The sequence below is a fragment of the Dolichospermum sp. UHCC 0406 genome, from assembly GCF_009712025.1.
Lineage (GTDB): Bacteria > Cyanobacteriota > Cyanobacteriia > Cyanobacteriales > Nostocaceae > Dolichospermum > Dolichospermum lemmermannii.
Window position 1 is genome coordinate 14,943 of sequence record NZ_VILA01000005.1, and the last position, 26,588, is coordinate 41,530.

Annotated in this window: 22 protein-coding genes; 8 read left to right on the forward strand and 14 right to left on the reverse strand. The window is 38.3% G+C overall.

All coding sequences use genetic code 11. The features are described 5' to 3' along the window. Positions 1–200: 200 nt before the first annotated feature. Positions 201–1,091 carry a tRNA (adenosine(37)-N6)-dimethylallyltransferase MiaA gene (gene miaA, locus FJR09_RS05750; protein ID WP_015081059.1) on the reverse strand — a complete coding sequence of 297 codons (891 nt, stop codon included), beginning with the start codon at positions 1,089–1,091 and terminating at the stop codon, positions 201–203. A gap of 7 nt (positions 1,092–1,098) precedes the next feature. On the opposite strand from miaA, the gene FJR09_RS25010 reads away from it, so the two are divergent. From FJR09_RS25010 to rpoD, 4 genes are all read left to right on the forward strand, one after another. Next, complete coding sequence (locus FJR09_RS25010) at positions 1,099–1,239, forward strand: hypothetical protein (protein ID WP_235081862.1); 141 nt, start codon at positions 1,099–1,101, stop codon at positions 1,237–1,239. Continuing rightward, the gene (locus tag FJR09_RS05755) at positions 1,184–1,357 is read left to right on the forward strand and encodes a hypothetical protein (protein WP_015081058.1); all 174 of its coding nucleotides are present in this window, start codon (positions 1,184–1,186) and stop codon (positions 1,355–1,357) included. Before FJR09_RS25010 ends, FJR09_RS05755 begins: the two co-directional genes overlap by 56 nt. 241 nt (positions 1,358–1,598) lie before the next feature. After that, positions 1,599–4,841 (forward strand): DNA topoisomerase (ATP-hydrolyzing) subunit B, encoded by a 3,243-nt coding sequence (gene gyrB / locus FJR09_RS05760; protein WP_168653459.1) that lies wholly within the window; start codon positions 1,599–1,601, stop codon positions 4,839–4,841. A gap of 1,169 nt (positions 4,842–6,010) precedes the next feature. Next, complete coding sequence (gene rpoD, locus FJR09_RS05765) at positions 6,011–7,186, forward strand: RNA polymerase sigma factor RpoD (protein WP_015081056.1); 1,176 nt, start codon at positions 6,011–6,013, stop codon at positions 7,184–7,186. 37 nt (positions 7,187–7,223) lie between these two features. Here the strand turns inward: rpoD and FJR09_RS25780 are convergent, their stop codons facing one another. The 8 genes from FJR09_RS25780 to FJR09_RS05800 all read right to left on the reverse strand — a co-directional run bounded on the left by FJR09_RS25780 (position 7,224) and on the right by FJR09_RS05800 (position 15,516). Then, positions 7,224–7,346 carry a hypothetical protein gene (locus tag FJR09_RS25780; protein WP_256369731.1) on the reverse strand — a complete coding sequence of 41 codons (123 nt, stop codon included), beginning with the start codon at positions 7,344–7,346 and terminating at the stop codon, positions 7,224–7,226. Between the two features lie 539 nt (positions 7,347–7,885). After that, entirely contained in the window at positions 7,886–8,797 is a 912-nt protein-coding gene (locus tag FJR09_RS05770) for a lipopolysaccharide assembly protein LapB (protein WP_015081055.1), read from the reverse strand. Between the two features lie 209 nt (positions 8,798–9,006). Next, the gene (iscB, locus tag FJR09_RS05775; protein WP_015081054.1) at positions 9,007–10,290 is read right to left on the reverse strand and encodes an RNA-guided endonuclease IscB; all 1,284 of its coding nucleotides are present in this window, start codon (positions 10,288–10,290) and stop codon (positions 9,007–9,009) included. A 233-nt stretch (positions 10,291–10,523) separates the two neighbouring features. Next, positions 10,524–10,955 (reverse strand): PIN domain-containing protein, encoded by a 432-nt coding sequence (locus FJR09_RS05780; protein WP_168651676.1) that lies wholly within the window; start codon positions 10,953–10,955, stop codon positions 10,524–10,526. Further along, positions 10,945–11,202 (reverse strand): ribbon-helix-helix domain-containing protein, encoded by a 258-nt coding sequence (locus FJR09_RS05785; RefSeq protein WP_015081052.1) that lies wholly within the window; start codon positions 11,200–11,202, stop codon positions 10,945–10,947. Before FJR09_RS05785 ends, FJR09_RS05780 begins: the two co-directional genes overlap by 11 nt. Before the next feature lie 441 nt (positions 11,203–11,643). After that, positions 11,644–13,536, reverse strand: coding sequence for a biosynthetic-type acetolactate synthase large subunit (gene ilvB / locus FJR09_RS05790; RefSeq protein ID WP_148764448.1), 1,893 nt, complete (start codon positions 13,534–13,536; stop codon positions 11,644–11,646). 134 nt (positions 13,537–13,670) lie between these two features. Next, positions 13,671–14,927, reverse strand: coding sequence for an MFS transporter (locus FJR09_RS05795; RefSeq protein WP_168653460.1), 1,257 nt, complete (start codon positions 14,925–14,927; stop codon positions 13,671–13,673). A gap of 28 nt (positions 14,928–14,955) precedes the next feature. Beyond that, positions 14,956–15,516, reverse strand: a complete 561-nt coding sequence (locus FJR09_RS05800; RefSeq protein ID WP_168653461.1) for a hypothetical protein — start codon at positions 15,514–15,516, stop codon at positions 14,956–14,958. Positions 15,517–15,725: 209 nt separating this feature from the next. Here FJR09_RS05800 and FJR09_RS05805 point away from each other — a divergent pair, with 209 nt between their 5' ends. Beyond that, positions 15,726–16,706: an aldo/keto reductase gene (locus tag FJR09_RS05805; RefSeq protein ID WP_015081048.1), complete on the forward strand. Its 981-nt coding sequence runs from the start codon at positions 15,726–15,728 to the stop codon at positions 16,704–16,706. A gap of 86 nt (positions 16,707–16,792) precedes the next feature. Here the strand turns inward: FJR09_RS05805 and FJR09_RS05810 are convergent, their stop codons facing one another. Together FJR09_RS05810 and FJR09_RS05815 are read right to left on the reverse strand one after the other, a co-directional pair. Continuing rightward, positions 16,793–17,947, reverse strand: a complete 1,155-nt coding sequence (locus FJR09_RS05810; protein WP_015081047.1) for a hypothetical protein — start codon at positions 17,945–17,947, stop codon at positions 16,793–16,795. After that, a complete protein-coding gene (locus tag FJR09_RS05815; RefSeq protein ID WP_015081046.1) occupies positions 17,944–18,978 on the reverse strand; it encodes a site-specific DNA-methyltransferase in 1,035 nt (344 codons plus the stop codon). Before FJR09_RS05815 ends, FJR09_RS05810 begins: the two co-directional genes overlap by 4 nt. 216 nt (positions 18,979–19,194) lie before the next feature. Here FJR09_RS05815 and FJR09_RS05820 point away from each other — a divergent pair, with 216 nt between their 5' ends. From FJR09_RS05820 to FJR09_RS05830, 3 genes are all read left to right on the forward strand, one after another. After that, a complete protein-coding gene (locus tag FJR09_RS05820; RefSeq protein ID WP_015081045.1) occupies positions 19,195–20,070 on the forward strand; it encodes a hypothetical protein in 876 nt (291 codons plus the stop codon). A 147-nt stretch (positions 20,071–20,217) separates the two neighbouring features. Beyond that, positions 20,218–21,435: a DUF4336 domain-containing protein gene (locus tag FJR09_RS05825; protein WP_015081044.1), complete on the forward strand. Its 1,218-nt coding sequence runs from the start codon at positions 20,218–20,220 to the stop codon at positions 21,433–21,435. Between the two features lie 300 nt (positions 21,436–21,735). Beyond that, a complete protein-coding gene (locus FJR09_RS05830; RefSeq protein ID WP_168634012.1) occupies positions 21,736–22,317 on the forward strand; it encodes a Uma2 family endonuclease in 582 nt (193 codons plus the stop codon). 606 nt (positions 22,318–22,923) lie between these two features. Here FJR09_RS05830 and FJR09_RS05835 read toward each other — a convergent pair. The 3 genes from FJR09_RS05835 to FJR09_RS05845 all read right to left on the reverse strand — a co-directional run bounded on the left by FJR09_RS05835 (position 22,924) and on the right by FJR09_RS05845 (position 26,476). Continuing rightward, the gene (locus FJR09_RS05835) at positions 22,924–23,724 is read right to left on the reverse strand and encodes a hypothetical protein (RefSeq protein ID WP_015081042.1); all 801 of its coding nucleotides are present in this window, start codon (positions 23,722–23,724) and stop codon (positions 22,924–22,926) included. Next, a complete protein-coding gene (locus tag FJR09_RS05840) occupies positions 23,696–24,190 on the reverse strand; it encodes a hypothetical protein (RefSeq protein WP_148279066.1) in 495 nt (164 codons plus the stop codon). The genes FJR09_RS05835 and FJR09_RS05840 overlap by 29 nt, the downstream gene beginning before the upstream one ends. A gap of 207 nt (positions 24,191–24,397) precedes the next feature. Next, positions 24,398–26,476: an NAD(P)H-quinone oxidoreductase subunit 5 gene (locus FJR09_RS05845; RefSeq protein ID WP_168653462.1), complete on the reverse strand. Its 2,079-nt coding sequence runs from the start codon at positions 26,474–26,476 to the stop codon at positions 24,398–24,400. Positions 26,477–26,588 lie beyond the last annotated feature (112 nt).

Consider the following 26,588-nt stretch of genomic DNA (forward strand, 5'->3'; position numbering starts at 1 on the left):
AAGGATTTACAGGATTGTTATTGGTATCTTATTCAAGAATAGTAAGATATTAAGAATAACAAATTAAGAAAAATAATATCTTGTAAATCCCTAAATACCTAAATTATCAAAATCCTGATATCAACAAAAAAATAAAGAATAACATCCTGAAAATCCTTAAATTCTGGATATCCTGATATGGCTAACGCCACGCTACGCTATCAGACAAATTGATTAATTCTTTGCCAAACACTTTCTAATAAATCAGGATTATTCATGTCAACATATTCAAGATCAGGAGATTGTCTAAACCAAGTTCGTTGACGTTTGGCGAATTGTCTGGTATGTAAAACAATTAATTCTTTAGCTTCATCTAAAGCAAGTTCACCAGTTAAATATTGCTTGATTTCTTGATATCCTAATGTATTTAATAAAGATAAATCAGTACCATATTTTTGACAAAGATATTCAACTTCACCAACTAAACCATCAGCTATCATTTGTTCAGTGCGGTTGCGAATTCTCACATCTAAATGTTCGGCATCAGAATCTAAACAAATTTGTAAAATTGGATAATTCGGAGGATTTTCTCCTTGTTGTTCAGAAATGGGAATACCAGTTGTATAGTAAACCTCCAAAGCTCTTAAAGTTCGCACCAAATCGTTAGCATGAATTTTTTGAGCAGCGATCGCATCAACTTGTCGCAATATCTGGTAAAGTTGAATTTGCCCAAGAGATTCTAATTGCGATCGCAATTCTGGCTGTGGTGCAACTCGGGGAATCTTCATTCCTTGCACAATGGAACGAATATATAAACCAGTCCCTCCAACTAACAACAGTGTTTCAACTCCCAAACTAGCAATTAAAGCTTGTGCTTGTTCCTGATAATCTGCTAATGTCATTATTTCAGTTGGTTCACAGATATCTATCAAATAATGGGGAACTGATTTTTGTTCAATCACATTTGGTTTAGCTGTACCAATATCAAACTCACGATACACTTGACGAGAATCCGCACTAAGAATTACAGTATTTAATCTCCTCGCTAAACTCAAAGCCAAACCAGATTTACCCGTCGCTGTTGCCCCACAAATTACAATTAATTTAGTCATTAGTCAGTTGTCAGTTGTTCGTTGTCAGTTGTTAGTAGGGGCGAAGCATTTGGAAGATAAATTATCGGTCATTGCCAAAAATAGTTCTCCAAATGCTTCGCCCGTACAGTTGTCAGTTGTTAGTAGGGGCGAAGCATTTGGAAGATAAATTATCGGTCATTGCCAAAAATAGTTCTCCAAATGCTTCGCCCGTACAGTTGTCAGTTGTTCGTTGTCAGTGGGGAAAAGAACGAAAAATAGGGAATTTTCTTGCCAATTATCACTAGTACATCACGGCGTAAATAAAGCAACCATATTCAATCGCCAAAAAGCCTACTGTATATTAGTTTTGACTTTTGACTTTTGACTTTTGACTTCCGCCCTGCGGTACTAGGGTGATAACCCCTATATAAACTTCTCATTAAATTGCGCTACAGACGGCAGGAAGGCTTTTGTGATATACTATTGGGGTGATTTAACTTTTTTCGCCTTTTGGCGATATTAACCCCAAGCATCAGGAGAATTTTCATGACGAGCAGTTACAGTGCCGATCAGATTCAAGTTCTGGAAGGTCTGGAAGCCGTCCGCAAACGACCAGGGATGTACATTGGTACTACAGGTCCGCGAGGACTCCACCATTTAGTTTACGAGGTAGTGGACAACTCTGTTGATGAAGCTTTAGCTGGTCACTGTACCCATGTTGAAGTGGATATCAATGCTGATGGTTCTGTGACAGTAACAGATGATGGTCGGGGTATTCCCGTAGACATCCACCCAAAAACCGGGAAATCAGCTTTAGAAACAGTGTTAACTGTTCTCCACGCTGGTGGTAAGTTTGGTGGTGGTGGCTACAAAGTTTCCGGTGGTTTACACGGGGTGGGTATTTCCGTTGTTAACGCCCTGTCTGAGTTTGTAGAAGTTACGGTTTGGCGTGATCACAAGGTACATAACCAGCGATATGAACGCAGTTTCGCCGTTACGGAATTGGTCGCAACGCCTTATGAAGAAGATAGAACGGGTACTTCTATTACCTTCAAGCCAGATACACAAATTTTTACCACCAGCATAGAATTTGATTACATTACTTTATCAGGTCGTTTGCGCGAGTTGGCGTATTTGAATGCAGGTGTCAGAATTATTTTTACGGATCATCGTTTAGAAATCCTGAAAAGCGACACACCGAGAATAGAAACTTACGAATATAAAGGCGGTATTAAGGAATATATCGCCTACATGAATCGTGAAAAGCAACCACTTCATGAAGAAATTATCTATGTGCAAGGGGAACGTAACAACGTCCAGGTAGAAGTTTCTTTGCAGTGGTGTACGGATGCTTACACAGATAATGTCCTCGGCTTTGCTAATAATATTCGGACTATTGATGGTGGTACGCACTTAGAAGGTTTAAAGGCAGTTTTAACTCGGACATTAAATGCCACCGCTCGCAAACGCAATAAAATTAAAGAAGGTGAATCTAACCTCAGTGGTGAACACGTTCGTGAAGGTTTAACGGCTGTAATTTCTGTTAAAGTCCCTGATCCTGAATTTGAAGGACAAACTAAAACTAAACTGGGAAATACTGAAGTTCGCGGGATTGTTGATTCTTTCGTGGGTGAAGTTCTCACTGAATATCTAGACTTTCATCCCGCGATCGCTGATGCTATTTTAGATAAAGCTATCCAAGCGTTTAAAGCTGCTGAAGCTGCCCGTCATGCGCGGGAATTAGTCCGTCGGAAATCAGTATTAGAATCTTCTCCTCTACCTGGTAAATTAGCAGATTGTAGCTCTCGTGACCCTGCCGAGTCTGAAATATACATCGTGGAAGGCGATTCTGCTGGTGGCTGTTTTCATGGTGATACATTAGTAGCATTAGTTGATGGGCGATCGCTCAGTTTTAAAGAAATCGTCGCCGAACAAGCAATCGGCAAAGAGCATTTTTGCTACACCATTCGTAATGATGGCACTATTGGGGTAGAACGGATTATTAACCCCCGCATGACTAAAGCCAATGCTGAAGTCATTAAGGTAACATTAGATAATGGCGAAACAATTGTTTGCACACCGGATCATCGCTTCATGTTACGCGATGGCAGCTACAAGCAAGCTGCATTTTTAACCCCTGATGATTCCCTCATGCCCCTATATCAGCAAATATCTGATATAAACAATCCAGGGATTACCATTAATGGTTATGAAATGGTTTGGAATCCCCGTTCTGATTCTTGGTTGTTCACCCATACCTTAGCGGATTGGTATAACCGTTATTTAGGTGTTTATCAGCTAACAGACGGAGAACATTGCCATCATATTGATTTCAACAAACGCAATAACAATCCTACCAATTTACAGCGGTTATCGGTTGAGTCCCACTTAGCTTTGCATCGCGCTCATATTGAAAAAACATTACATCGTCAAGATGTAATTGAAAAGAGCCGGAAAACTCGTCAAGGTAAAGAATTTCGTGCCAAGATGAGTCAAAGAATGCAGCAGCCGGAAACGCAGCAAATTTTGTCAGCACAAGCTAAGGAACAATGGCAAGATGAAGCTTATCAAAGCTATATGCTGGGCAAATGGAGAGAGTTTTATGACAATAACGAAACTTATCGTCAGGAAAACCATGAACGCCTCAATCAAGCACAGCAAGACTATTGGAGTGATGAAGCCAACCGTTTAGCCCAATCCCAAAGAGTTAGCACCTATTTTGCGAATAATCCCCAAGCCCGTGAAACTCAATCAGTTTTGGCTAAGGAACAATGGGAAAATGAAGCTTTATTGACATGGCGGCGAGAAAAAACACAGCAACAATGGACACCTGAATTTCGCGCCCAACGTCATGCTACTTTGCAGCAAACCTACTATCGCAAAATTATTACTGTCCTCAAGCAGATTGAAGTTGAGCAAGGTAAGCTTGATTTAGAAGCTTATAATACTTACCGTCAACAGACAAAAGACAAGTCTTTATTACGGTTTGATAGTTTTTGTCAACGTTACTTTGATGGTAATCCAGCATTAGCTTATGAAGCTGTTGCTAATTACAATCACCGCATTGTCAGTATTGAACGTTTAGCAGAACAGGTAGACGTTTACGATATCGAAGTTCCGCAAACACATAACTTCGCTTTGTCCAGTGGTGTATTTGTTCACAATAGCGCCAAGCAGGGACGCGATCGCCGCACCCAAGCAATTCTGCCCTTGCGTGGTAAAATCCTCAACATCGAAAAAACCGACGACTCTAAAATCTATAAAAATAACGAAATTCAATCGTTAATTACTGCACTCGGTTTAGGTGTAAAAGGTGAAGAATTTAATGCTGGACAATTACGATATCATCACATAGTCTTGATGACCGATGCTGACGTAGATGGAGCGCACATCCGCACGTTGTTGTTGACTTTCTTCTATCGTTATCAACGGGCATTGATTGAACAAGGTTTCATCTATATTGCTTGTCCTCCACTGTACAAAGTAGAACGAGGAAAAAATTATCAGTATTGTTACAGCGAACGGGAATTGCAACAGCATCTAGGTACTCTTCCCAGCAATGCTAACTATACCATTCAACGTTTTAAAGGTTTGGGAGAAATGATGCCAGAACAACTGTGGACAACCACCATGAATCCAGAAACCCGTACCCTCAAACGAGTGGAAATTGAAGACGCAGCCGAAGCTGATCGGATTTTTACCATCTTAATGGGCGATCGCGTCGCACCAAGACGGGAATTCATTGAAACTTATGGTTCTAAACTGAATATGACAGATTTAGATATCTAAGGTAATGGGTAATGGGGAATTGGTAATTAAGTTTCTACCTCCCCCGTTCCCTGTTCCCTGTTCCCATAACTTTTTCACTAAAAATCACAAATTTTCTCCACAAATAGGGAAAGCATTTGCTATGCTTAGAAAGCGCAACTAGATATTATCTACAAAGCAAAGATTGGTAAGCATACACAAAACTTTTCATAACCAGATGACAGCCGCTTTCTTAAAATCAGAAGTATTCAGAATCACAATTGGCATACGCAAAATTACTTAAATAGATCATTAGGTAACTTTAGCAACAATATTATTTATCACCTGATTAAAATATCGTTGTATACAATAGGAACAGTTTGTCAAGTTGCACAGGGTAGAAATCTCAACTCTGCGCTAATGTGTGAATAAGGCTAAATTGAGAGAAATCTCAATTCATCTTTTACCCAGCTAAAAATATGCCATAACTTTAACTCCTTAGTTCAGGTTCTTGGTATAGCATATACAAGGGTTAGTTCCTGGAAACAAAAACCAATCACTAGCGCCAAAGTGAATATGTCCAATTAGTTCAACCAGAACTAATTTCTGTAAACAATTACCCGTCCTCGGGTGAAGTTACAACAGAACATAAATACTATTTGTGCGGTTGGGAACAATTTGTGTAAGTTTTATAAAAGTGTGCCTACCTTTTAATTTAATGAGAATGCCACTGTCAAACCAAAAAGTTTTCAACAAGATTTAATGGTATCACCACCATTTTTAATGTCTTTTTGATAAAGGTGGCTTAATCTTAGTAAATGAGTTCATAAATAATGCACAAAAAGAGGGCAATTTTTGTGAAACAGGCTACAATTGGAACAGTATTTACAGTTAAATTTGCCAAATGTCATATACTTGTATCTCCATCAGGAAACTTTTTGAAAAAAAATGGATCTAGGCTATAGATTTGCTCAATCAAAAGTGACATGGGGAATTACCAAGAATGACAATTTAAAAAGCGAGCAATTCACTAAAAAGTGATATTTGCCACTTTTACTAAACCATCCTGCATAAAACAGGAAAAAAATCACCGAAAATATTTTGAGGGTAATCAGCCAAACCCTAATTTTCGGTTTTAGAGATTACTTAATGCCAAAAGTAATCAAAATGTCTTGAGTAACTGATTCTGCAAGGAGCATGAGGAACGCGGCATGAACCAGGCTAACAACGTACTCGATAATATTTATCAGCCTGACCTAGAAATGATAAATCCGCCTGAGATCGAATTACAAGCACTCTTAATAGAAGAACAAGAGGACTTATTGCTGACTGATGACGGCGAAATTGATGATTTTTTAGAGCCTCAGTCTGATGAGGACGACGCAAAGTCTGGAAAAGCCGCTAAATCGCGTCGTCGGACACCAATTGCCAAGAAAAAGCACTACACCGAAGATTCCATTCGTTTGTATTTGCAAGAAATTGGGCGGATTCGTTTGTTACGCGCAGACGAAGAAATTGAATTAGCGCGGAAAATTGCTGAATTACTGGAACTAGAACGAGCGAGGGAAAGGCTTTGTGAACGCCTAGAACGCGATCCTAGAGACAGTGAATGGGCAGCAGAAGTATCCTTACCATTACCGACCTTTCGTTATCGGCTGCACGTTGGCCGCAGAGCGAAGGACAAAATGGTACAATCTAACCTGCGGCTTGTAGTTTCCATTGCCAAAAAATACATGAATCGGGGCTTGTCCTTCCAAGACTTGATTCAAGAGGGTAGTTTGGGTTTGATTCGTGCCGCTGAAAAGTTTGATCACGAAAAAGGCTATAAGTTTTCTACCTACGCTACATGGTGGATACGTCAAGCAATTACAAGAGCGATCGCTGATCAGTCCCGCACTATCCGTTTACCGGTTCATCTCTACGAAACCATTTCTCGGATTAAGAAAACTACCAAACTCCTCTCCCAAGAAATGGGACGCAAACCCACAGAAGAAGAAATTGCAACTCGTATGGAAATGACCATCGAGAAACTGCGGTTTATTGCCAAATCTGCCCAGTTACCAATTTCCTTAGAAACACCTATCGGTAAAGAAGAAGATTCCCGTTTAGGTGATTTTATCGAATCTGATGGCGAAACACCAGAAGATCAAGTTTCTAAGAACCTGCTGCGGGAAGACCTAGAAAAAGTCCTAGATAGTCTCAGTCCCCGTGAAAGAGACGTTCTCCGACTTCGCTATGGTTTAGATGATGGTCGCATGAAAACTCTGGAAGAAATCGGCCAGATTTTCAATGTTACCCGCGAACGCATTCGCCAAATCGAAGCTAAAGCACTCCGTAAACTACGCCATCCTAATCGGAATAGTGTACTGAAAGAGTATATTCGTTAATTGTTAGGGGTGGGTATGAACCTGCCCCCAGCATTAACTACATCTTGCCTTGCTGCATAACTTCTTGCAGATGATGACGAATTTCGTGTGCTTGTTCAATTTCTGATTGCCGTAATTTTTGGAACAGTTCTACACAGGGTTGAGAATTAGCTTCCGACACGAGCGGTTTTAACCGCTGTGGATATTAAAATTGAAACCAGATTTTTGATTGGAACCTGGAAACCAACTCCCATTTCTGGGGTAATGTTAGCTAGATGCCTCCGGCACGCTGGCGCGAACGACCTGTTATAAGAGCTTGCTTGAGCTTGCAACACTGTTCCAGTGACCTTAGAACTGTTTAATCACAAGCGACAGAGCAGGGAACTAGCTACGTATTCCGGGGTGTCGTGACTCAAATAACGGCTACCCTTAGACTAGGCTCAGGGTGGTCTGGTCAGTACGGCTTGCTTGATTTCTCTTACAAGCCCAGTCCCTTTAGGGTTGGGTTACTGACAAGCTTGAACTGCTACCGATTCAGTATGCAGCACACTAATAAAATCAAACTCTAAGTTACTAATGGGTTCTTGAGTTTTGGTTTTAGTCATTTTTCGACTCTGTTGGTTATTTAATTAATTTCTACTTATTCCCTGAGATTTATTCATCTGTCTAAAAGCTGATAAAATCCTCTGTTGTGAGTAGAGACGTTTTGTCAAAATGCCGCTACTTATTTAATTTTCGCGCTTCTTGTAATAACTGCTGGGAATTTTTCACCCACTGCAAATTACCTTGAATATTATATAAATCTCTGGCATATTGGAAGACTTGCACAGCTTCTTTATGCTGCTTTAATTGCATAAAAACTAACCCTGCACCATAATAAGCATTAGCATAATTAGGGTTAGCTGCGGCTGATTTTCTGAAAGCTGCTAAAGCTTCGCTTAATTTACCCTGGTTAAATAAAATTGAACCAAGATTATAGTGTGCTTCTGCGTATTTAGGATTGATTTTAATTGCTTGATTAAAAGCTGCTTTTGCTTGCTCAATTTTCCTTTGTTGCAAATAACAGATCCCTAAATGATAGGCTGGTTCAGGAGCATTTTGACTCATTGTTCTGGCTTTTTGAAAAGAGGCGATCGCACTTTCCCAATTTTTTTCCTGTTCCTTAACTAACCCCATGTTATAGTGGGCAAAACCCAGATTTGGATTTAACTTCAAAGCCTGATTTAAATAATCTTGCGCCAATTTTAAATTATTTCCTTCTAATAACGCTCCACCTAAATTTGCAAAAGCTAAAGCAAATTGAGGATCGGCTTGGGTAGCTTGATAAAAAGCATCTGCCGCAGGTTGTAACTGTCCCGATTGTCGTAGTGCTAAACCCAAATTATAGTGCGCTGCTGCTAATTTAGGATCTAGTTTAATAGCTTGACGAAAAGCGGTAATTGCTGCTTCTAATTGTCCTAGTTGAATTGCTTGTAGTCCTTGATTTAACGATTCTGTAGCTGCTTTGCTATTTGAGTTTTGTGCCAGTATTAGAGTAGGGGGAGAATTGGAAAATACGGGTTGAATATTAATACTTAATAATAACAGACTGATTATCCCCAAAATAGGATATTTAATTAATGGTAATTTCATGGATTTATTTCGCGCAATCTCTCTTAGAGATCCCGCAGGGTAGGCACAAAGGAGCAAAGACGCAAAGGAAGATCAGGAAAAATCAATGTTGTTCTGGTAAACTTGGACTTTCGATAATTAATCATAAGACCTCGCGGTAAGTGGGAAACGAGCGCGTCTTTAGACCTGAGAGGGAAGCGACACGAGCGATTTTAATCGCCGTGGTCTTTTTAATTGGCATAACTATATCCATCCTTTTTATGAGTTGCTAAACAATATTTGTGACTAATTCCTTGAACTAATCCGCTATTGGTCGAGATATTAAAAGTTCCACTAGTTCTAATAGCAACTCTCCCAAAATATTCACCTACTTTCTTGCCCGCTGTTACTACTGCTTTTACAATGTCGCCAGTTTGAAAACCTTTAACAAACTTAAACCGTGGAACGTATCTAGAAGGAAAACCAAACTTGTCTGTTCTACAAGATTGTCTAGAACCGTGACCATTAGCAGCAATCAACAATGGTTTAATCCCCTTGATGGTTAGAATTGGGGTTGATTGACCAACACAAGCCGCATCAATCCAGTGAGTTTTTGCTAGATTTTGTTGACTACGATTAAACTTTGTTAAACCTCCTGAACCTGTTTCTACTGGTAGTCCTGTATCTTTCAAAACTCTAAATAATGCCCATCTAGTCGCGTTTACTGCGGCTGCATCAGCCAAAGGACGTTTAGCTTGTTTCAAGATTTTCTGTAATCTTGTTGGGTCTTTTTTGAGGAAGTCTTTAATATCCTTAGTTCCTTTTTTGGTATTACATTTCTCGCAACTCAATGTCAGATTTGTAATTGAATTACTACCTCCTTTTGCACGAGGATGAATGTGTTCTACTTGGAAGGGAACGTCTTTCACTCCACAGTAGGCACATTGTCTATTCCACTTTTCTAGTAAGTATTCTTTAGTTTCGTAACCAGCAAGAGTACCTTGCTGATACTCCTTACCTTGAATATCAGGATTAGCCATTAACTGCATATCAAACCGTACCAATTCTTGACTAATAGCTTCAATTGGTGCGAATTTCCGTAACTTCTTAACCCAAGTTTTGATGTTCTCAACTCGACTTTGTAAACTTGGTGCTAACCATCCATTTGGACGGGTTCTATTCAAGAATCTTGGTTGTCTATAACGGGTTTTCCTGGCACGTCTAGAACGTCTTAGTTGTCGTCTAGAAGTTAAAGCATCTCGAATTACAAAACCTCTATGCTTTAATTCGGCTGCAAATACAACCTCTCCAGTCGAGTCGTTAACTAATGCCATTCCTGTGAATTTTGCACCAGGGTCAATCTTTAATCTTAGAGGTGATACTGGTGAATCTGGACGTGATTCTTTGAGGATAATTGTGAATGGGAATTGTCTGAATACGGCTGCTTTTTTGTTTCTTAATAGTTGTCTAGCTTGCGCTGGATGAATTGGATCTAATGGTCTTTTGTTTGTGTCTAATACTAATGTTTTGGACATAAGTCCCTCCATTTCTGGGTAATGTTAGCTTCGACCTGTTATAAGAGCTTGTTAGGCTGTAAGCACTGTTTCAGTGACTTTAAAACTGTTTAGCTTACAGCGACAGAGCGGGGAACTAGCAACGCATTCCGAGGTGTCGTGACTCAAATAACGGCTACCCTTCGACTACGCTCAGGGTGGTCTGGTCAGTACAGCTTGCAATTTCTTACAAGCTCAGTGGCTTTAGCCCTGAGTTACTGACTCAGTTTAAAAGGATTTGTAAACTTTACACCCTCAACAGTTGCACCTGATGGAAAATCTTCACTGTAAATTTCTTCAATTTGATTGAGTCTTGCTGTTGCCCAAATTTGCGCGTCCCAAAAACTAAAGTTATGGGTTTCTAGTCCACGAATCGCTTCTAGGGAGATTAATTTTGTCATATCAACAATATGGCAAATAGCTAAGTAGTTACGCATTCGCACCAATGCCTCAGCAGGAGTTAAAAGCGAGCGTCTAGTGCGGGTTGTAGCCATAAAAAACTCCCCTATCACCTGGGTACTAATTACTGCTTTCCCCGAACGAATTAACCTATCAACAACTGCGATCGCTTGTTCCTGTTTTGTGGTATCTAATGGATCGTAGATGTACACTAGCATATTAGTATCAATAAAAACTCTACCGTTCATAAAGGTCTTCCCGCTTCCAGTCTCTACCTCCAGCTTGAACAGGTCGAGTTTTGATTTGTGCAATAAATTCTCTTTCGGCTTCCCACAGTGAGATATCGGTTTGGGGGACAGTGATTTCACCAAGATGAAGGTCAATGGCTTGACGGATAATCTCGGCTTCACTTATACCTGTTTGTTGTGCAATCTCTTTGAGTAGATGTTCTTGACGTGGTTGGATATAAATCTGCTTGCGAATTTTGGTTGACACAATTTAGAAGTATATTTAGTGTATACATTACATTATACATTATTTATGGGAAAATTGTGATGCCTTCGTTAATTGAGGTGTTAGTTTTTTCCCTTGGAAGATCATCTGTAAAAACTTCTGGAAAAGCAAACTAAGCTCCTAATTTCTGTACCTAACTCAGATGAAATATGCTGTAAATTCTTCCTTATGTTATTCCAAAATTGTCGTTATCGGTTCTGAAAAGGGAGGAATACCTATTTTAATTCAGCCAGAGTCAGGAGTATCAAAACCTTAAAAGGTTCTCTATTTTTGGACTTTACTTTTCGTTACATATTACTCTTCGAGAAGCCGCTCCGCGTCTACGGTTTTTTCCGTTCACCTACTTAATTGATGTTGCTTAAAATCATAAATTACAATTCTGTATAAGGGTAAAGCATCATGCTAAACCCCTACAAAATCTAACTACAACTTTGTTCCACAATCAGAACAGAAATTATGGTTAGGTTGGTTTTGAGTCCCACAATTGCTGCAAGAAATTGATTCAACTGCGGTTCTTGGTGTTGGCTTAGGTAAACCAACCATTTGCGAGTTATTCTTACCAGGCGCTACCATGGGATAGCAATTTTCATCTCTGGTAATGTGGACATTCACAATTACAGGGCCATTGTGTGCCAGCATTTCGGCAATTTTATCTGCCAATTCTTCCCGCTTAGTAATTACCATCCCCTTGATGCCATAAGCCTGTGCTAAAAGCTCAATATCAGGCATTCCGACTTCCATGTTAGAAGATGAATAACGCTGTCCATAGAAGGCTTCCTGCCACTGCCGCACCATGCCCTGCCAACCGTTATTTAAGATCAAAGTCTTGACATTAATGCCATATTGTGCTAACGTTCCCAACTCCTGCAAACACATTTGGAAACTGGCATCACCGCTGATACAGATTACTTCTTCGTCCGGGAATGCCACCTTTGCACCCATAGCCGCAGGAACACCAAAACCCATTGTTCCTAAACCCGCACTAGAAATCCAGCGTCTTGGACCATTTTTGAGGAATTGGGCTGCCCACATTTGATGTTGACCAACATCTGTAGTATAAAATGCGTGGGGGGCTTGACTACCAACTTCAACAATTACCTCTTGAGGAGAAATGCTGTCGGCATGATGGGGGACAATCAGAGGATAATCTTGTTTCCAACTGTTAATTAAGTTTAACCATTCTTGGTTTTGGTTAGGTGTGGCTTTGGTATTTGCGTCTTGACATCGCCGTAATAAGTCTTTTAAGACGTTTTTGACATCCCCCACAATGGGAACTTGGGGAACGCGGTTTTTACCGACTTCTGCGGGGTCAATATCAATGTGAATGACTTTGGCTAAAGAGGCAAATTCGTCTAATTTACCTGTCACGCGGTCATCAAATCTCGCCCCAACACAAATTAATAAATCGCAATCTGTAACGGCAAAGTTAGCGTAGGCTGTGCCGTGCATTCCCAACATTCCCAAGGACAGGGGATGATGTTCATCAAATGCACCGATACCCATTAAGGTAGTAGTGACGGGGAGATTAAATAATTCTGCCAGTTGTTTGACTTCTTCGTGGGCATTAGCGGCGATCGCTCCTCCCCCAACATACAACAATGGGCGACGACTTTCTCTAATTAATTGAATTGCCGCATTAATTTGGCGCGGATTTCCCTTGACTGTGGGACGGTAGCCAGGTAACTTAATTGAACCCGGTGCCACAGGCACATAATCAAATTCTTCTAACGCTACATCTTTGGGAACATCAATTAAAACAGGTCCAGGTCTACCAGTGCTGGCAATGTGAAAAGCTTCAGCCACAATCCGCGCCATATCTTTGGCATCACGGACTACATAAGAATGCTTAACAATGGGTAAGGTAATTCCATAAATATCTGTTTCCTGAAAAGCATCTGTACCAATGGAAGCTCTTGGTACTTGTCCCGTAACCACAATCATGGGGATAGAATCCATGTAAGCCGTAGCAATACCCGTAACTAAGTTGGTTGCCCCAGGACCGGAAGTACCAAAGCATACTCCTACTTTACCAGTAGCACGGGCGTAACCGTCGGCGGCGTGGGAAGCACCTTGTTCATGTCTAACTAAGATATGTTTGACCGTACCCCCAGCTTCTATTTTATAGAGGTCATCATAAATCGGTAGAATCGCACCACCGGGATAACCAAAAATATGCTCAACACCATGACGGATAAGACTATCTATCAACGCGAAACCGCCAGATGCCCGTTTTGGTGAGGGAACTGACGAATTAGATACGGGAGACTGCTGATTATTTTCAGATTTTGGGAGACTGATTTGAGAAGACGAAACCACAGTTAACCTCAAAGTATAGCTAAAATTAACGCTTAGATTCTGTATTTAAAACTTCATTTTAATGTAAAAATTCTCACAATTGCAGAGAAAGCCGGATTTATTAGCGTTAAGAATGGATTATGATTGTACAATTTTTAGATCACATCTTGCAATACCCGCCGAGTATTTTGCCAAGTCCAGACACCAACAGCCCCGACAACTATACTCATTCCCAACAATACCGCTGATAATCCAAAGGCATTAACTAGCTTTGTGGTAATTAACAAGGGTGCTGTAAGAGCAATATTAATGGCATGATTTTGAAAGCCAAATACCTTACCGTGCATTTCTGGTGGTGTTTGTTGTTGAATCAAAGTTTGCATTGGCACGTTGACAAAAGCTGCACCCACGCCTAAGAAAATACAAAGTCCTAATGCTAGGGGTTGGTTATCAATAAAAATGAATAAACCTAATGAAACCGCCATCATCAAAAATCCGATTAAAGGCAAGGGTTTATTGTATAGTCTATGTCCAAAATTCCCCAAAATAGCCGCACCTATTACCATACCCACCCCAGCCGCAGCTACGAAAGAGCTAAATTCTTCTGGTGCTAAATGTAACCTAGCCGCCATACCAATGGCTAATTCTATCAGGGCGGCAAATACGCAGTATAATGTAACTATTTGTAGCATGGCATTCCATACCAGCCGATTTTGTTTGAGATAGCGTAGTCCTAACAAAAATTCAGCCCAGGGATTAATTGCGGCTGTTTCTTCGTGAATCCGTTTGTGTTCTTGAAACTGAATCGGCATCATAATCACGGCAGAAATTAGATATAAGCAGCCAACGACCAATTCTTTACCAAAGCCCTTATTAAAGGTTTCAAACCAATTCAACATCGGAGTAGCCACCGCATTACCAATAATTAATGCAGCCATCATTGTGCTGCTAAATAAGGCATTGGCAGCCATTAAACCTTCTTTTCTTACCAACAGGGGAATTGAAGCCTGTTCTGCTGGGGCAAAAAACTGGGTAACGGTGGAGATAGAAAAGGTGAAGAATAAAAGTATCCCAAATTCTCGTGGCAGGAAGGGAATTAACAGCATGAATATCCCCCGTACCACATCTGAACCCACCATAATCAGTTTTTTTGGCACACGGTCAACGATCACACCACCGGCAGAACCAAACAATATTGCGGGTACGGTAAATGCCATATACAAATAGAAGCGTGCATCACCGCCTATCTGATTCGGGGGTAAATAGAGTTGCAGTAAGGCAATCATTAAGACAAAGAATACCTTATCAGCTAATTGGGAAATTAGTTGACCAATCCACAGGAGCATAAAACCCCGGTTTTTCAGCAGTCCGGTAAAACCGTTATTAACAGCAGTAGGTTCAGTGGGAAACATCAGATACTTGGGAATGGGGAATAAATAGTCAATATTTCTTGTTATAACGTTCTAAGAGGAAATTGAGAAATTCAGATGCACTGAGGTAGTTTTTGGTGGGAGAGAACCCCAATGATGGATTTACCCATTGGCCTGGGACAGATTGGGGGGAATGCCACATTGATAAATGGTCAACTGCTGGCTCGGCATAAAAGTTGTTTTCTCCCATACCGAGATAAGCTGAAGTCCAATGGGTGTAATAATCATGACTTAAACGATGAATCGGGAAATTGCCCGCTAGAGGGACTCCCCAACCATCAATAGCAATGAAGGCTTGCACATGACCGCCCAAAAGTTGCCACGCTGTGGCTGCACCTATGCCTCCAATTACACCAGCACTAAAACATAAGAATATAACAGGCGATTTTAACTTATTACCGAGGCGATTGTGCAAAAAATGTAAAATATGAAATGTTGATAAAGTTAAATAACCCTGTTCAGGATAAACCAGTATATCTACGGAGTTTTGATGACTTTGATTCAAGCACCCTTGGATAAAGCTTTTAGTTAATTCTGGTTCATGGATTCCCGGACAAATAATAATGGGCATTTATTTTTTATCTTTGAAAAGTCTGCAAAAAATTAAAGGTATTTTCGCGCAAAGACGCAAAGGAGCAAAGACGCAAAGAAAGAGATTAACTCAGATTGTGGTCTAATACATGAAAACTGCTGTAAGAATATATTACATGAGTGGTATAGTATTGACCTATTTATTCCTTGATAATGAGTTTTGGGACAACTTTAAACAACTGCCTAAATATGCTAACTAACAATTTATTAAATCTCCCTCTCATGGGTTGCGGTACTTGGGCTTGGGGGAATCAACTACTCTGGGGGTACGATGAAAGTATGGATAACCAATTACAAGAGGTTTTTAATCTCTGTATTGGCAATGGTATTACATTATTTGATACGGGTGATTCCTACGGTACTGGCAAGTTAAAGGGACGCAGTGAGTTACTTTTAGGAAAATTTGCCCAAGCATATCAAGGCTTAAATCAAGAGCATATTTGCATTGCTACTAAGTTAGCTGCATACCCTTGGAGATGGACTAGAAATTCAATTATATCAGCTTGTCATGCCTCGGCAAAAAGATTAGGACGCAATGTTGATTTGGTGCAAATGCACTGGTCTACTGCTAATTATGCACCTTGGCAAGAGGTGGGTTTATTAGATGGTTTAGGTGATTTATATGAGCAAGGTTTAGTTAAAGGTGTGGGTTTATCTAATTATGGTACAAAACGACTTTTATGGGTACATAAAAGATTTCAGGAAAGAGGTATACCGATTAAAACTTTGCAGGTACAATATTCGCTTTTATCTACTTATCCTGTGACGGAATTAGGTTTAAAGGAAGTTTGTGATGATTTGGGAATTGCATTAATTGCTTATAGTCCTTTAGGGTTGGGTTTATTAACCGGGAAGTTTTCGGAAAATGGCAGTTTTCCTAAAGGTATTCGCGGTTTTTTATGTAAGCAGCTATTACCAGGAATGAAGCCGCTTTTAGGCTGTTTGGGAGAAATAGCAAATACGAGAAATAAAACTATGTCTCAAGTGGCTATTAATTGGTGCATTAGTAAAGGCACAATTCCCATTCCTGGGGCTAAAAGTTTGAAACAAGCAAAGGAGAATATTGGGGCTTTGGGGTGGGTTTTGAGTGATGGTGAGGTGGTAGAGTTGGATAATGCTGCTGATAGGGTAGAGAAGAAAATGGTGCAGAATATTTTTCAGACAAGGTGAGATAAAAACAAATATCTAAAAAATAGAATAATGTTAATGCGTCCTAATCCACTATTTATTAGTAATACTGATTGTGGGTCACACTACTATATATATTTTTGTAAAATTATTTGCCAAGCTTGAATATGAGAATCTTTAACTTCTGTTGAATTTTTAGCATCTTTTACTAATTCTTCTGTATATGTTTTGATAAATTCATGATAATCTTCTATAAAACGCAGGTAATATTTTAAGGTGTTCACAATACCATTAGCAATAATTTCTAACCCACGTTCTCTTTTAATTTTCAAAATCAATTCATTAATATATTTTTCTTCATCTTTATTAAGAAAACAGTCTTTGTATGTAGTTAGAATATAATACCTTTTTATTGTTGTATTTGCAGATTTTTTTACTATATCTAATATCATATTTCTATCAATAGGAATATTGTGTTTTATCTCTAATATTTCAAAGGGATTGTTATGGTTATCCCTTATTTCTATATCACCATAACCATGTTTATCAGCAGAAGTATGAACATTTAAAGGTAGTAATACTTTATTTTCAAATCTGCGGACAGTTTTAAATATTTGTTTATAGATAGCAAAAATTACAATTACTGGTAATCTAGAACTTAAAGGTTCTTCAAAATGTCTTTCTACCATTTTCAGCACTGTATTAATATTGATAATATTTACAGAATTAACAATTTCTAAAGTTTCTGTAAAAACTATTTCTTGAGATTGGGAAATAAGATATAATTGTGCTAAGATATAAACTAAACAATTTTCAATATCAATTGTTTGATTTTCAATTTTATCAATTAGTTGTAAAAAAGGTGTAACTAAGCTTTTACTCCTTAATGGTAATTTAAATCCCTCCTCAAAATTCCAGATAATGTCTGCGCGTGTTGCTTTAGTTAAAAAACCAGTTTCCTTATTAGCATATCTTGGAAAATATTCTTTAAAGAATGGAATAGTTACTTTGTTATCAAGTCCTCTAGCATAATATCCATTAGGAAATTTCTTTTGATGTAATCTGATATCTTGCTCTGGTTTAATTATTTTCTTGAGTAAACTGGTAATAATTACCTGAATTAAAGATTTATCGGTTTCTATTTTTTGAATAAAAATATCTACACAAGTTCTTATTTCTTGATCAAATTCTGTAAATGATTGATTTTTAACTAATTCAAGTGCTTGCTGATAGCATTTCTCTAATGCGGCAATTTCTTGACTATATTTATTTTTATTTTTCATATAAATAATTCCTGCTGCTGAGAATCAGATTCTTCCATACGGTTATTAGCTAAGTTTACATAATCAGGATTGATTTCAATTCCTAAATAATTTCTATTTAAATTTCTAGCTGCGATACAAGTTGTACCACTACCACAAAAAGGATCAAGGACAAAATCACCTTGTTGAGTTAATAATTTAATCAGTTCTTGAATAATATACATCGGATAAACTGCTGGATGATGATTATTTTTAGTAATCTCTACCGGACTTTCAATAATGTCTTTTTTCATCGTGTTTCCTAAAATTCTAATAATAGTAAAACCATTATTCTTGATTTGGTTATTTCTTCCTCCATCTTGTCCACCATAAGCTAATTTATGTACACCATGAATTTTCATTCTAAATCCTTCAATTTCTCCATTGTGTACTGCTAAAATAGCTTGATTTAATGCTTTAATAGCATTATTTTTTTGTTCTTCACTTAAATCAGAATTTTTGATTAATTCCACATATTTTTTACCTAATTTATCAGAGGGTTTACTTTTAACGCTTTTGTTAAAACTATCCAAGTGTTGTAAATAATTATCCAAATTAAAATAATAATCTTTTGATTTAGCAAATATGAAAAAAGGTTCTGTAGCTTGTATTAATTTTCTTTTATCTTGACGTGGTGTAGGATTGAGTTTTGACCATGTAATTTGATTAATAAGAAAAATATTTTGATTTTGGGTGGCTTGAATTGCAAATTTATAAGGAATTAGAGATAAACTTCCGTTGATATATTTATCTCCTAAATTAAAAACTATTACTCCAGTTTTTTTTAAAACGCGCACACATTCCCCAAAAACTGTGAGGATATTTTTTAAATATTCTGATTCAGTTGTTTCATTACCAATACCTAAATCACCATTTCCATAATTACGTTGCTGAAAATATGGTGGTGAAGTAATGATTAAATCAAAAGTATCATCTTCTATTTGTTTGAGTACAGATAAATTATCCCCAAGAATAATTTTATTTTTGAGGTCTGATATTGCTCGTAATTTCATGTGACTTTATGCAATTTAAATTTAATCTCTAATTATGTATTTCAGTGTAACAGGTTTTGTATTTTTTAAAACATTCTCTCAATAAAATTTAATAATTTAACTTTTCAAGCATCAATCACACGCACATAAGCACTACATCAGAAAAACGTGATATTTTGAGTATAATGTAAGTTACAGGTTAAATACTCAATATTCAAGAATACTATAAAATTAGCAATGCTAGAAAAATCAAGATTATATTTCCCAACTCTTACCAAATCCAAGTATCAACCCCAAAGCCAAGATACAGCAATAGAAGCTGATATTTATTTCTTTCAAAAATGGCGACAACTATCATTAAAACAACGCATAGAAAGATTTATTAGCCATGAACGAGGAGTAAAAAAACTATGTCTGATAGGAATTAAATCTCGAAATCGCAATTCAACTATACAGGAAATTCGTAATTTATTTACCCGTGCTGTGTTAGGAGAAAAATTTACTCCTGATTTTCAACCAAAAGGTATTAAGGAAAATATGTGGATTCAAGATTCAATTTCTTTAGCAGGAGAACTACATCAACTTTTTGAATCAATTAATATTGATTATTATGTAAGTGGAGGTGTTGCTAGTTCTATTCATGGAGAACCACGTTCTACTCGTGATTTAGATTTGGTGATAGAATTTAAACCAAATCAAATAGATTTACTGGTAAAAACTTTAGAAGCATCTGGATATTATTGTCCAGCAGGTGCGGTAGAAGATTTGCAACAAGGTTTGGGAAATATGTTGAATATTACCCATACAGAAACTATTGCTAATGCTGATATATATATTACTGACAATTCACCTTTTGCAATATCTCAAATGCAGCGGAGAATATTAGTTGATTTAGATGGAATACCTGCTTTTTGGATAGCTTCAGCAGAAGATATTATTTTACAGAAACTTCGCTGGGGAAAGGGAAGTAAATCAGAAAAACAATGGCGCGATGTTTTGGGGATAATTAAGTTACAAGCAGAAATTTTGGATTATGGTTATTTAACAGAATGGGCGGAAAATTTAGATTTAGTTGTTGATTTAAGTGAGGTATTAACTCAAGCTGGGATATGAAATAAATATAAAAATCTCTCATGCTTAGAAACCCAACTTCTCTAAGAAGTCAGAAATCTTATGTTGATCACCCCCATAATTTGCTAAACTCCAATTTTGTCAAGGCAACAAAAATCTGAGTATTGGGAATTGAGAGAGGTTCGCAAAGTGGTGGAAAGTGAAGACGTAGAACAAATTTATCCCCAGGATTTTTCATGGCGGTTTTGGCCTGTTGTGCCAATTTACCCTTATGGTCAACGGCATACTATCCGTAAAGAAGTTGTCAAAGATACCATCTGGACCTTTGATCAATTGCAGGGAATTTTCTATGTAGTTGTGCCAATTCGCATGACTGTAGTTAAGCTGGAACAGGGCGGTTTGCTGGTTTATGCACCTGTCGCACCAACGGGAGAATGTGTTCGCTTGCTGAATGAGTTGGTAGCAGAACACGGTGATGTTAAGTATATTATTTTGCCCACGATATCAGGAATAGAACATAAAGTATTCGTTGGTCCATTTGCGCGACGCTTTCCCACTGCACAGGTATTTGTCGCTCCCGGACAATGGAGTTTTCCGATCAATCTGCCTTTGAGTTGGTTGGGTTTACCCGGTAAACGGACTCATATACTGCCTGAAAATAGCCAGGAAGCCCCTTTTGCTGAAGATTTTGATTATGCAACCATCGGACCGATTGATTTGGGTTTGGGTAAGTTTGCAGAGGTGGTTTTTTTCCACAAGCGATCGCACATTCTCTTAGTTACAGATACCATAGTTTCAGTACCAGCAGAGCCACCTGCAATTGTCCAACTTGACCCCTATCCCTTACTCTACCACGCGAAGGATAAAGCCTTTGACATCGTTGCAGATACCTCAGCAAACCGCCGTAAAGGGTGGCAGCGAATCACATTATTTGCCTTGTATTTCAGTCCCAGTGTGTTAGAAGTACCTACATGGGGTGAAGTATGGCGTGATGCCGAAAAAGCTCCAGAACGTTCGAGAAAAGCCTATTTCGGGTTTTTCCCCTTCCAATGGCGGGAAAATTGGCAAGATTCATTTGATATTTTACAAGGAAATGGGCGGATATTTGTTGCCCCAATTTTACAAAGTTTGATTTTAAATCGCGCACCCACAGAAACAATAAATTGGGCTAATAAAGTTGCCAGTTGGGATTTTCAATGGATTATTCCCTGTCATTTTAATGCCCCGATTAAAGTCGAACCACAACAATTTCGTCAAGCATTTGCGTTTTTAGAAAAACAGCCTGTTGGGGGTTTAGTTAGTAGTAATAGCTATTCTTTGCCGGAGGATGATTTTAAGTTATTGAGAGATATTGATTCAGGTTTAAATAAGTTGGGTATTGTGCCACCAGCAAAAGAGAAAGTGTAATTATAAATAAACTGACAATGAGGTAGGTGTTTCAGTCTGTACACTTAGCATAAATAGACATCAGGATTTTTTATGAATATTTATCTGGGAATATTTCGGGTTTTAAAAATGAGTTTTTTTCTACATCCTGTACATCCTTAAATCCTGGAAATCTATCATTTGTCAATAGGTAAATGACAAAAATACCTTTGTTTCGGGTTTGATTTTTAGTTTGCCCCTTTGCCTTTGCAAGAAATAAAAAATATTAATAATTGCTATACTAGAAAAATTACAACTATCTCATAGTAACCGTAAAAATATATGACTCTTAGCCAATTTCAACCCTATATTTCCATAGAAGAATACTTACAAGCTGAAAAATCTAGCCCTATTAAACATGAATATATCCAAGGGCAAATTTACGCAATGGCTGGTGCTAGTGATGCCCATGTAACAATTACTGCTAACTTAGTTGCCCTTTTAAGAAATCATATTCGTGGTACAGGATGTCGGCTTTACGTCGCTGACATGAAAGCAAGAATTGAATCTCTAGATATTTTCTATTATCCTGATATTATGGTAACTTGTGATTCAAGAGATACACAATTTGAATATTTTAAACGATATCCGAGTTTAATCATTGAAGTTTTATCACCTTCTACAGAAGCCTTAGACAGAGGTGATAAATTTAGTGATTATCAAGAATTAGACACTTTACAAGAATATGTTTTAGTTAGTCAAAATCGGCAACGAATTGATTGTTTCCGGCGCAATTCCGAAGAAAGATGGGTTCTTTATAGCTATAGAGGAAATCAACAATTAGAATTAACCAGTGTGAATTTTTCTTGTCCTCTCGCTGATGTTTATGAGGATGTTGCTTTTCCTCCAAATTTAAGTAAATAAAATTCTAAAGATGAGTTTTTTCTACATCCTGAAAATGCTTAATTGTCTGATAGCGTAGCGTGGCGCAAGCCATATCAGGATGCTCAGGATTAGAGGATTTACAGGATTTTTTATGAATATTTATCTGGGAATATTTCAGGTTTTTAAGATGAGTTTTTTCTTCATCCTGAAAATGCTTAGTTGTCTGAATCAGGATTTCCAGGATTAGAGGATTTACAGGATTTTTTATGAATATTTATCTGAGAATATTTCAGGTTTTAAAGATGAGTTTTTTCTACATCCTCTACATCCTTAAATCCTGGATATCCTGATTCAGACAGTAGGGTGTGTAAGAGGATGTTTGAAAAGTATCAGAATTAATCGAGATCCCCCCAACCCCCCTTACAAAGGGGGGCTAAATTCCTCAAAGTCCCCCTTTTTAAGGGGGATTTAGGGGGATATGCGGGTGTCAGATCCCACACGAGAAAGTTTTCAAACATCCTCTAAGCGAAGCGTAATGCACCAAAATTGATTAAATTTAATCTCATGAATTAATGTGAGTTACGTCGCGCTCATAATTTAATCTATATTTCATAATATTTTCGCGCTTCTAACGCATCCTACAAACTATTTTTTTGTATTAATTTCAATAAGACTAACTCCATCATTATTGATGACTAATGAACAAAATATTCCTACCTTTTGATATTTATCCTGATTAAGGAAATCATCTACGGCAAAAGATGTCATTATACATACATCTTTTAGTATTGTGCCTTCTACTTGCCAGTCCCAAATTCTACACCTTAAATCTCTGGGTACATCAACTAAAGAAATAGCCCTAATCAAAGGATCAACTGGTGAACCATAACAAATTCTTCCATTGTAAATCCTTCCACTTATATGATGACAAGACCTTACGTCTTGACTACAAATATTACAGATTGATTTCTTCATCAAAATCTCCGGGCTTATATATTTTCCAATTCCAAAAGAAACTTCAAAAAATTTATCTATTGATTGTATATCATTTAACACAATATCTATTATTTCAGTTTCACTTAGGTACTGATAGACAAAGCCAAGTCTATCTTTACAGTCTTGCAATACTATCCAATTGTAATTAACTTCTTTGTGAGACTTATTCCATTCCTTATCTCTCATTATTTGTTTGAGATATGAAAATTCTTGCAAACCTCTAAATAGAATTGCAGAAATAAGAAGTTTGTTATAATTAATATTTATTTCTCCCCAATAACTAAGTTCAATAGTAGTTTTACAAAAATTAATAAAATTTAGGCATAATTTTTTTGCTCTTTCATATTTTTTATTTATAATTAATTTATACCACTTATAGAAATATTTATAAGTTTCTTCATCTAAATTATCTTCATTGATTTTAGTTGTTATTATCCTTTGGATTGACATTCTTAATATCATTGATAATTTTCTGAAAGTCTTCAAAATTTCCATCATAGTTTATAGAACGATATATATTATTTCCTTCTATTATTCTCAATTCAATATGAATTTTATTATTATTTTCCCCTTCTATACTTTTTGTTGAAAAATTTTGCTTTTTCTGAAGTTCAAGTGTTAATAAACTGGATATAACCGCAGTTAAGACTGGTATGGCTAGTTTATCTAAAATATAGGTTACACCAAACCATAATTCTATACCTCTACGTTCCAATTCTACCGTTTCTAACCCCAGATCATAAGAATTTGCACACTTAATTCCTGCTTCTCTTAAAAGTTTGCAAAAGTTTGCATTATGGGCAGTATCTATTAATTCTTCTTCTGTTGAAGCTGTTTCTATATTCTCAGGTAAACAAAGTACCTGATAGGCTTTAATTTTTTCAAAATCTAAACCATGTTTTTCTAGTTGTTTCATACTTTTCATTATGTATTTTACCCTTTTGATATTTTTGTCAAGTTAAAGTTCAGTAACATTAGTAATTTAAGTTTATCACGCAATCACCCTATTTCTTCCTTCGCTTCCTTCGTCCCTTCGTGGTTCATTAACTCTGCGCCTTTGCTCCTTAGCGACTTTGCGCGAAACCTTCATAATCCAGGGGCGGACAAACCGCCCCCATTAAAATCAGGTAACACCAAAAACAATCACCAAGCCCAAAACAGCCCCAAAAACGATCAGAGCATAGAATTGAACCCGACCACTTTCCAAGTATTTCAAACCTTCACCACTGACAAGAGTAAAGAAACCCGTGAGATTAACAGCGCCGTCAACAACACGGAAATCAACTTCCATAACTTGTCTAGCCACACGACGCAAACCGAGAACAAAGACACGATGATAAATATCATCAAAGTACCATTTATTCAAGGATAAATCATAGAGTGGTTGAATATTTTTAGCGATCGCACTAGGATCAATTTTACGAGCCAAATACATCAGCACCGCCAAAGTAATCCCAATCACAGAAACAGCCACAGAACTACCCGCCATAATGTAAAACTCATGGGGGTCAAATTCCGCAGCCTTTTCCATAACTTCCGCCAAAGTTTCGGTAGGAGGAAAGATAAACTGCTCAAAATAATTGGCGTAGGGAGTCCCCACCAAACCAATCAACATCGAAGGAATAGCCAACACCACCAACGGTAAACTCATCGTCCAAGGAGACTCATGAGGCTCATGGCTGTGGGAGTCATGGGAGTGACTTGCCAATTCTCCCTTTTTCATCGCCCCAGGTCCAAAATTAGGCACTAGTTCTAATGTCCCTGACTTTTCAGCCAAAGCAGCAGCCGCATTTTTGAGTTTTACCTTGATTTTCTCGTCATTACCCCGGAATTTACCTTCAAATGTTGAGAAATACATTCTAAACATATAAAAAGCTGTAATCCCTGCTGTCACCCAACCAATAAACCACAGGAAAGGGTTAGCAGCAAAAGCCGCGCCGAGAATTTCATCTTTTGACCAGAAACCAGCAAAGGGAGGAATCCCCGCAATGGCCAAGCAACCAATCAAAAACGTGAAACTTGTCACGGGCATATATTTCCGCAGTCCCCCCATTAAGCGCATATCCTGCGCTAATACAGGGTCATGACCAACAACTGCTTCCATGCCATGAATTACCGAACCAGAACCCAAGAATAGCATCGCTTTAAAATAAGCGTGGGTCATGAGGTGGAATAATCCCGCACTGTAAGCGCCCACACCCATAGCCATGACCATGTAACCAAGTTGGGAAATGGTGGAATAAGCCAAACCCTTTTTGATGTCGTTTTGGGTAATGGCGATAGTTGCTCCTAAAAACGCTGTAAATGCGCCAGTATAAGCAATTACGTTCATTGCGGCTGGGACATTTTCAAATACTGGGTACATCCGGGCAATTAGGAATACACCCGCCGCTACCATTGTTGCCGCATGAATTAGGGCAGAAATAGGTGTAGGACCTTCCATGGCATCTGGTAGCCAGACATGGAGGGGGAATTGGGCAGATTTAGCTACAGGGCCAAGGAAGACGAGAATTGCCAACAGAATGGCGAGGAAATTGCTAATAGAGCCGGTTTCTACTAGGTTGGATAGGCGATCGCCCATCACCATAAAATCAAAGCTGCCTGTCGCCCAGAACAGCCCCAAAATGCCCAATAGTAACCCGAAGTCACCGACGCGGTTGGTGACAAATGCCTTTTGACAAGCATCTGCTGCGGCTTTGCGGTCATACCAAAAGCCCACTAGGAGGTAGGAACACATCCCCACCAATTCCCAGAAAATGTAAACTTGTACTAGGTTGGGACTGACCACCAAACCTAACATGGAAGAGCCAAACAAGCTGAGATAGGCATAAAACCGCACATAACCCGGATCATGCGCCATGTAGCCATCGGTGTAAATCATCACCAAAACGGCTACTGTGGTGACAATCACCAGCATTAGAGATGTCAGGTGGTCAATAGTGTAGCCCATCGTCAGGTGAAAATTCCCGGCTGATGCCCATTCCACAGTCCAAAGATAAGACGCATGGCCTTGAAATTGACTCCACAGCAAAGCCAACGACAGTGCCATAGAAGCTCCCATGAGGGAGATAATAACTACAGCATTCAACTGTCGCAGGCGGTTTGTCACCTGATTTATCGAGATTAGCCCTAGACCGACCAGCATTGCTCCCAAGAGAGGTAATACTGGAATCAGCCAGGCATACTGATAGATTACTTCCATCACTAACGCCTACTTTTAGAATTCTGTACAAATATATTGAATTGAGAAGATGCCCAAAAAATGAAAATTCAATTGGGGATTGCTGATTGAAAAGAAATAAGCTACTTCTGAT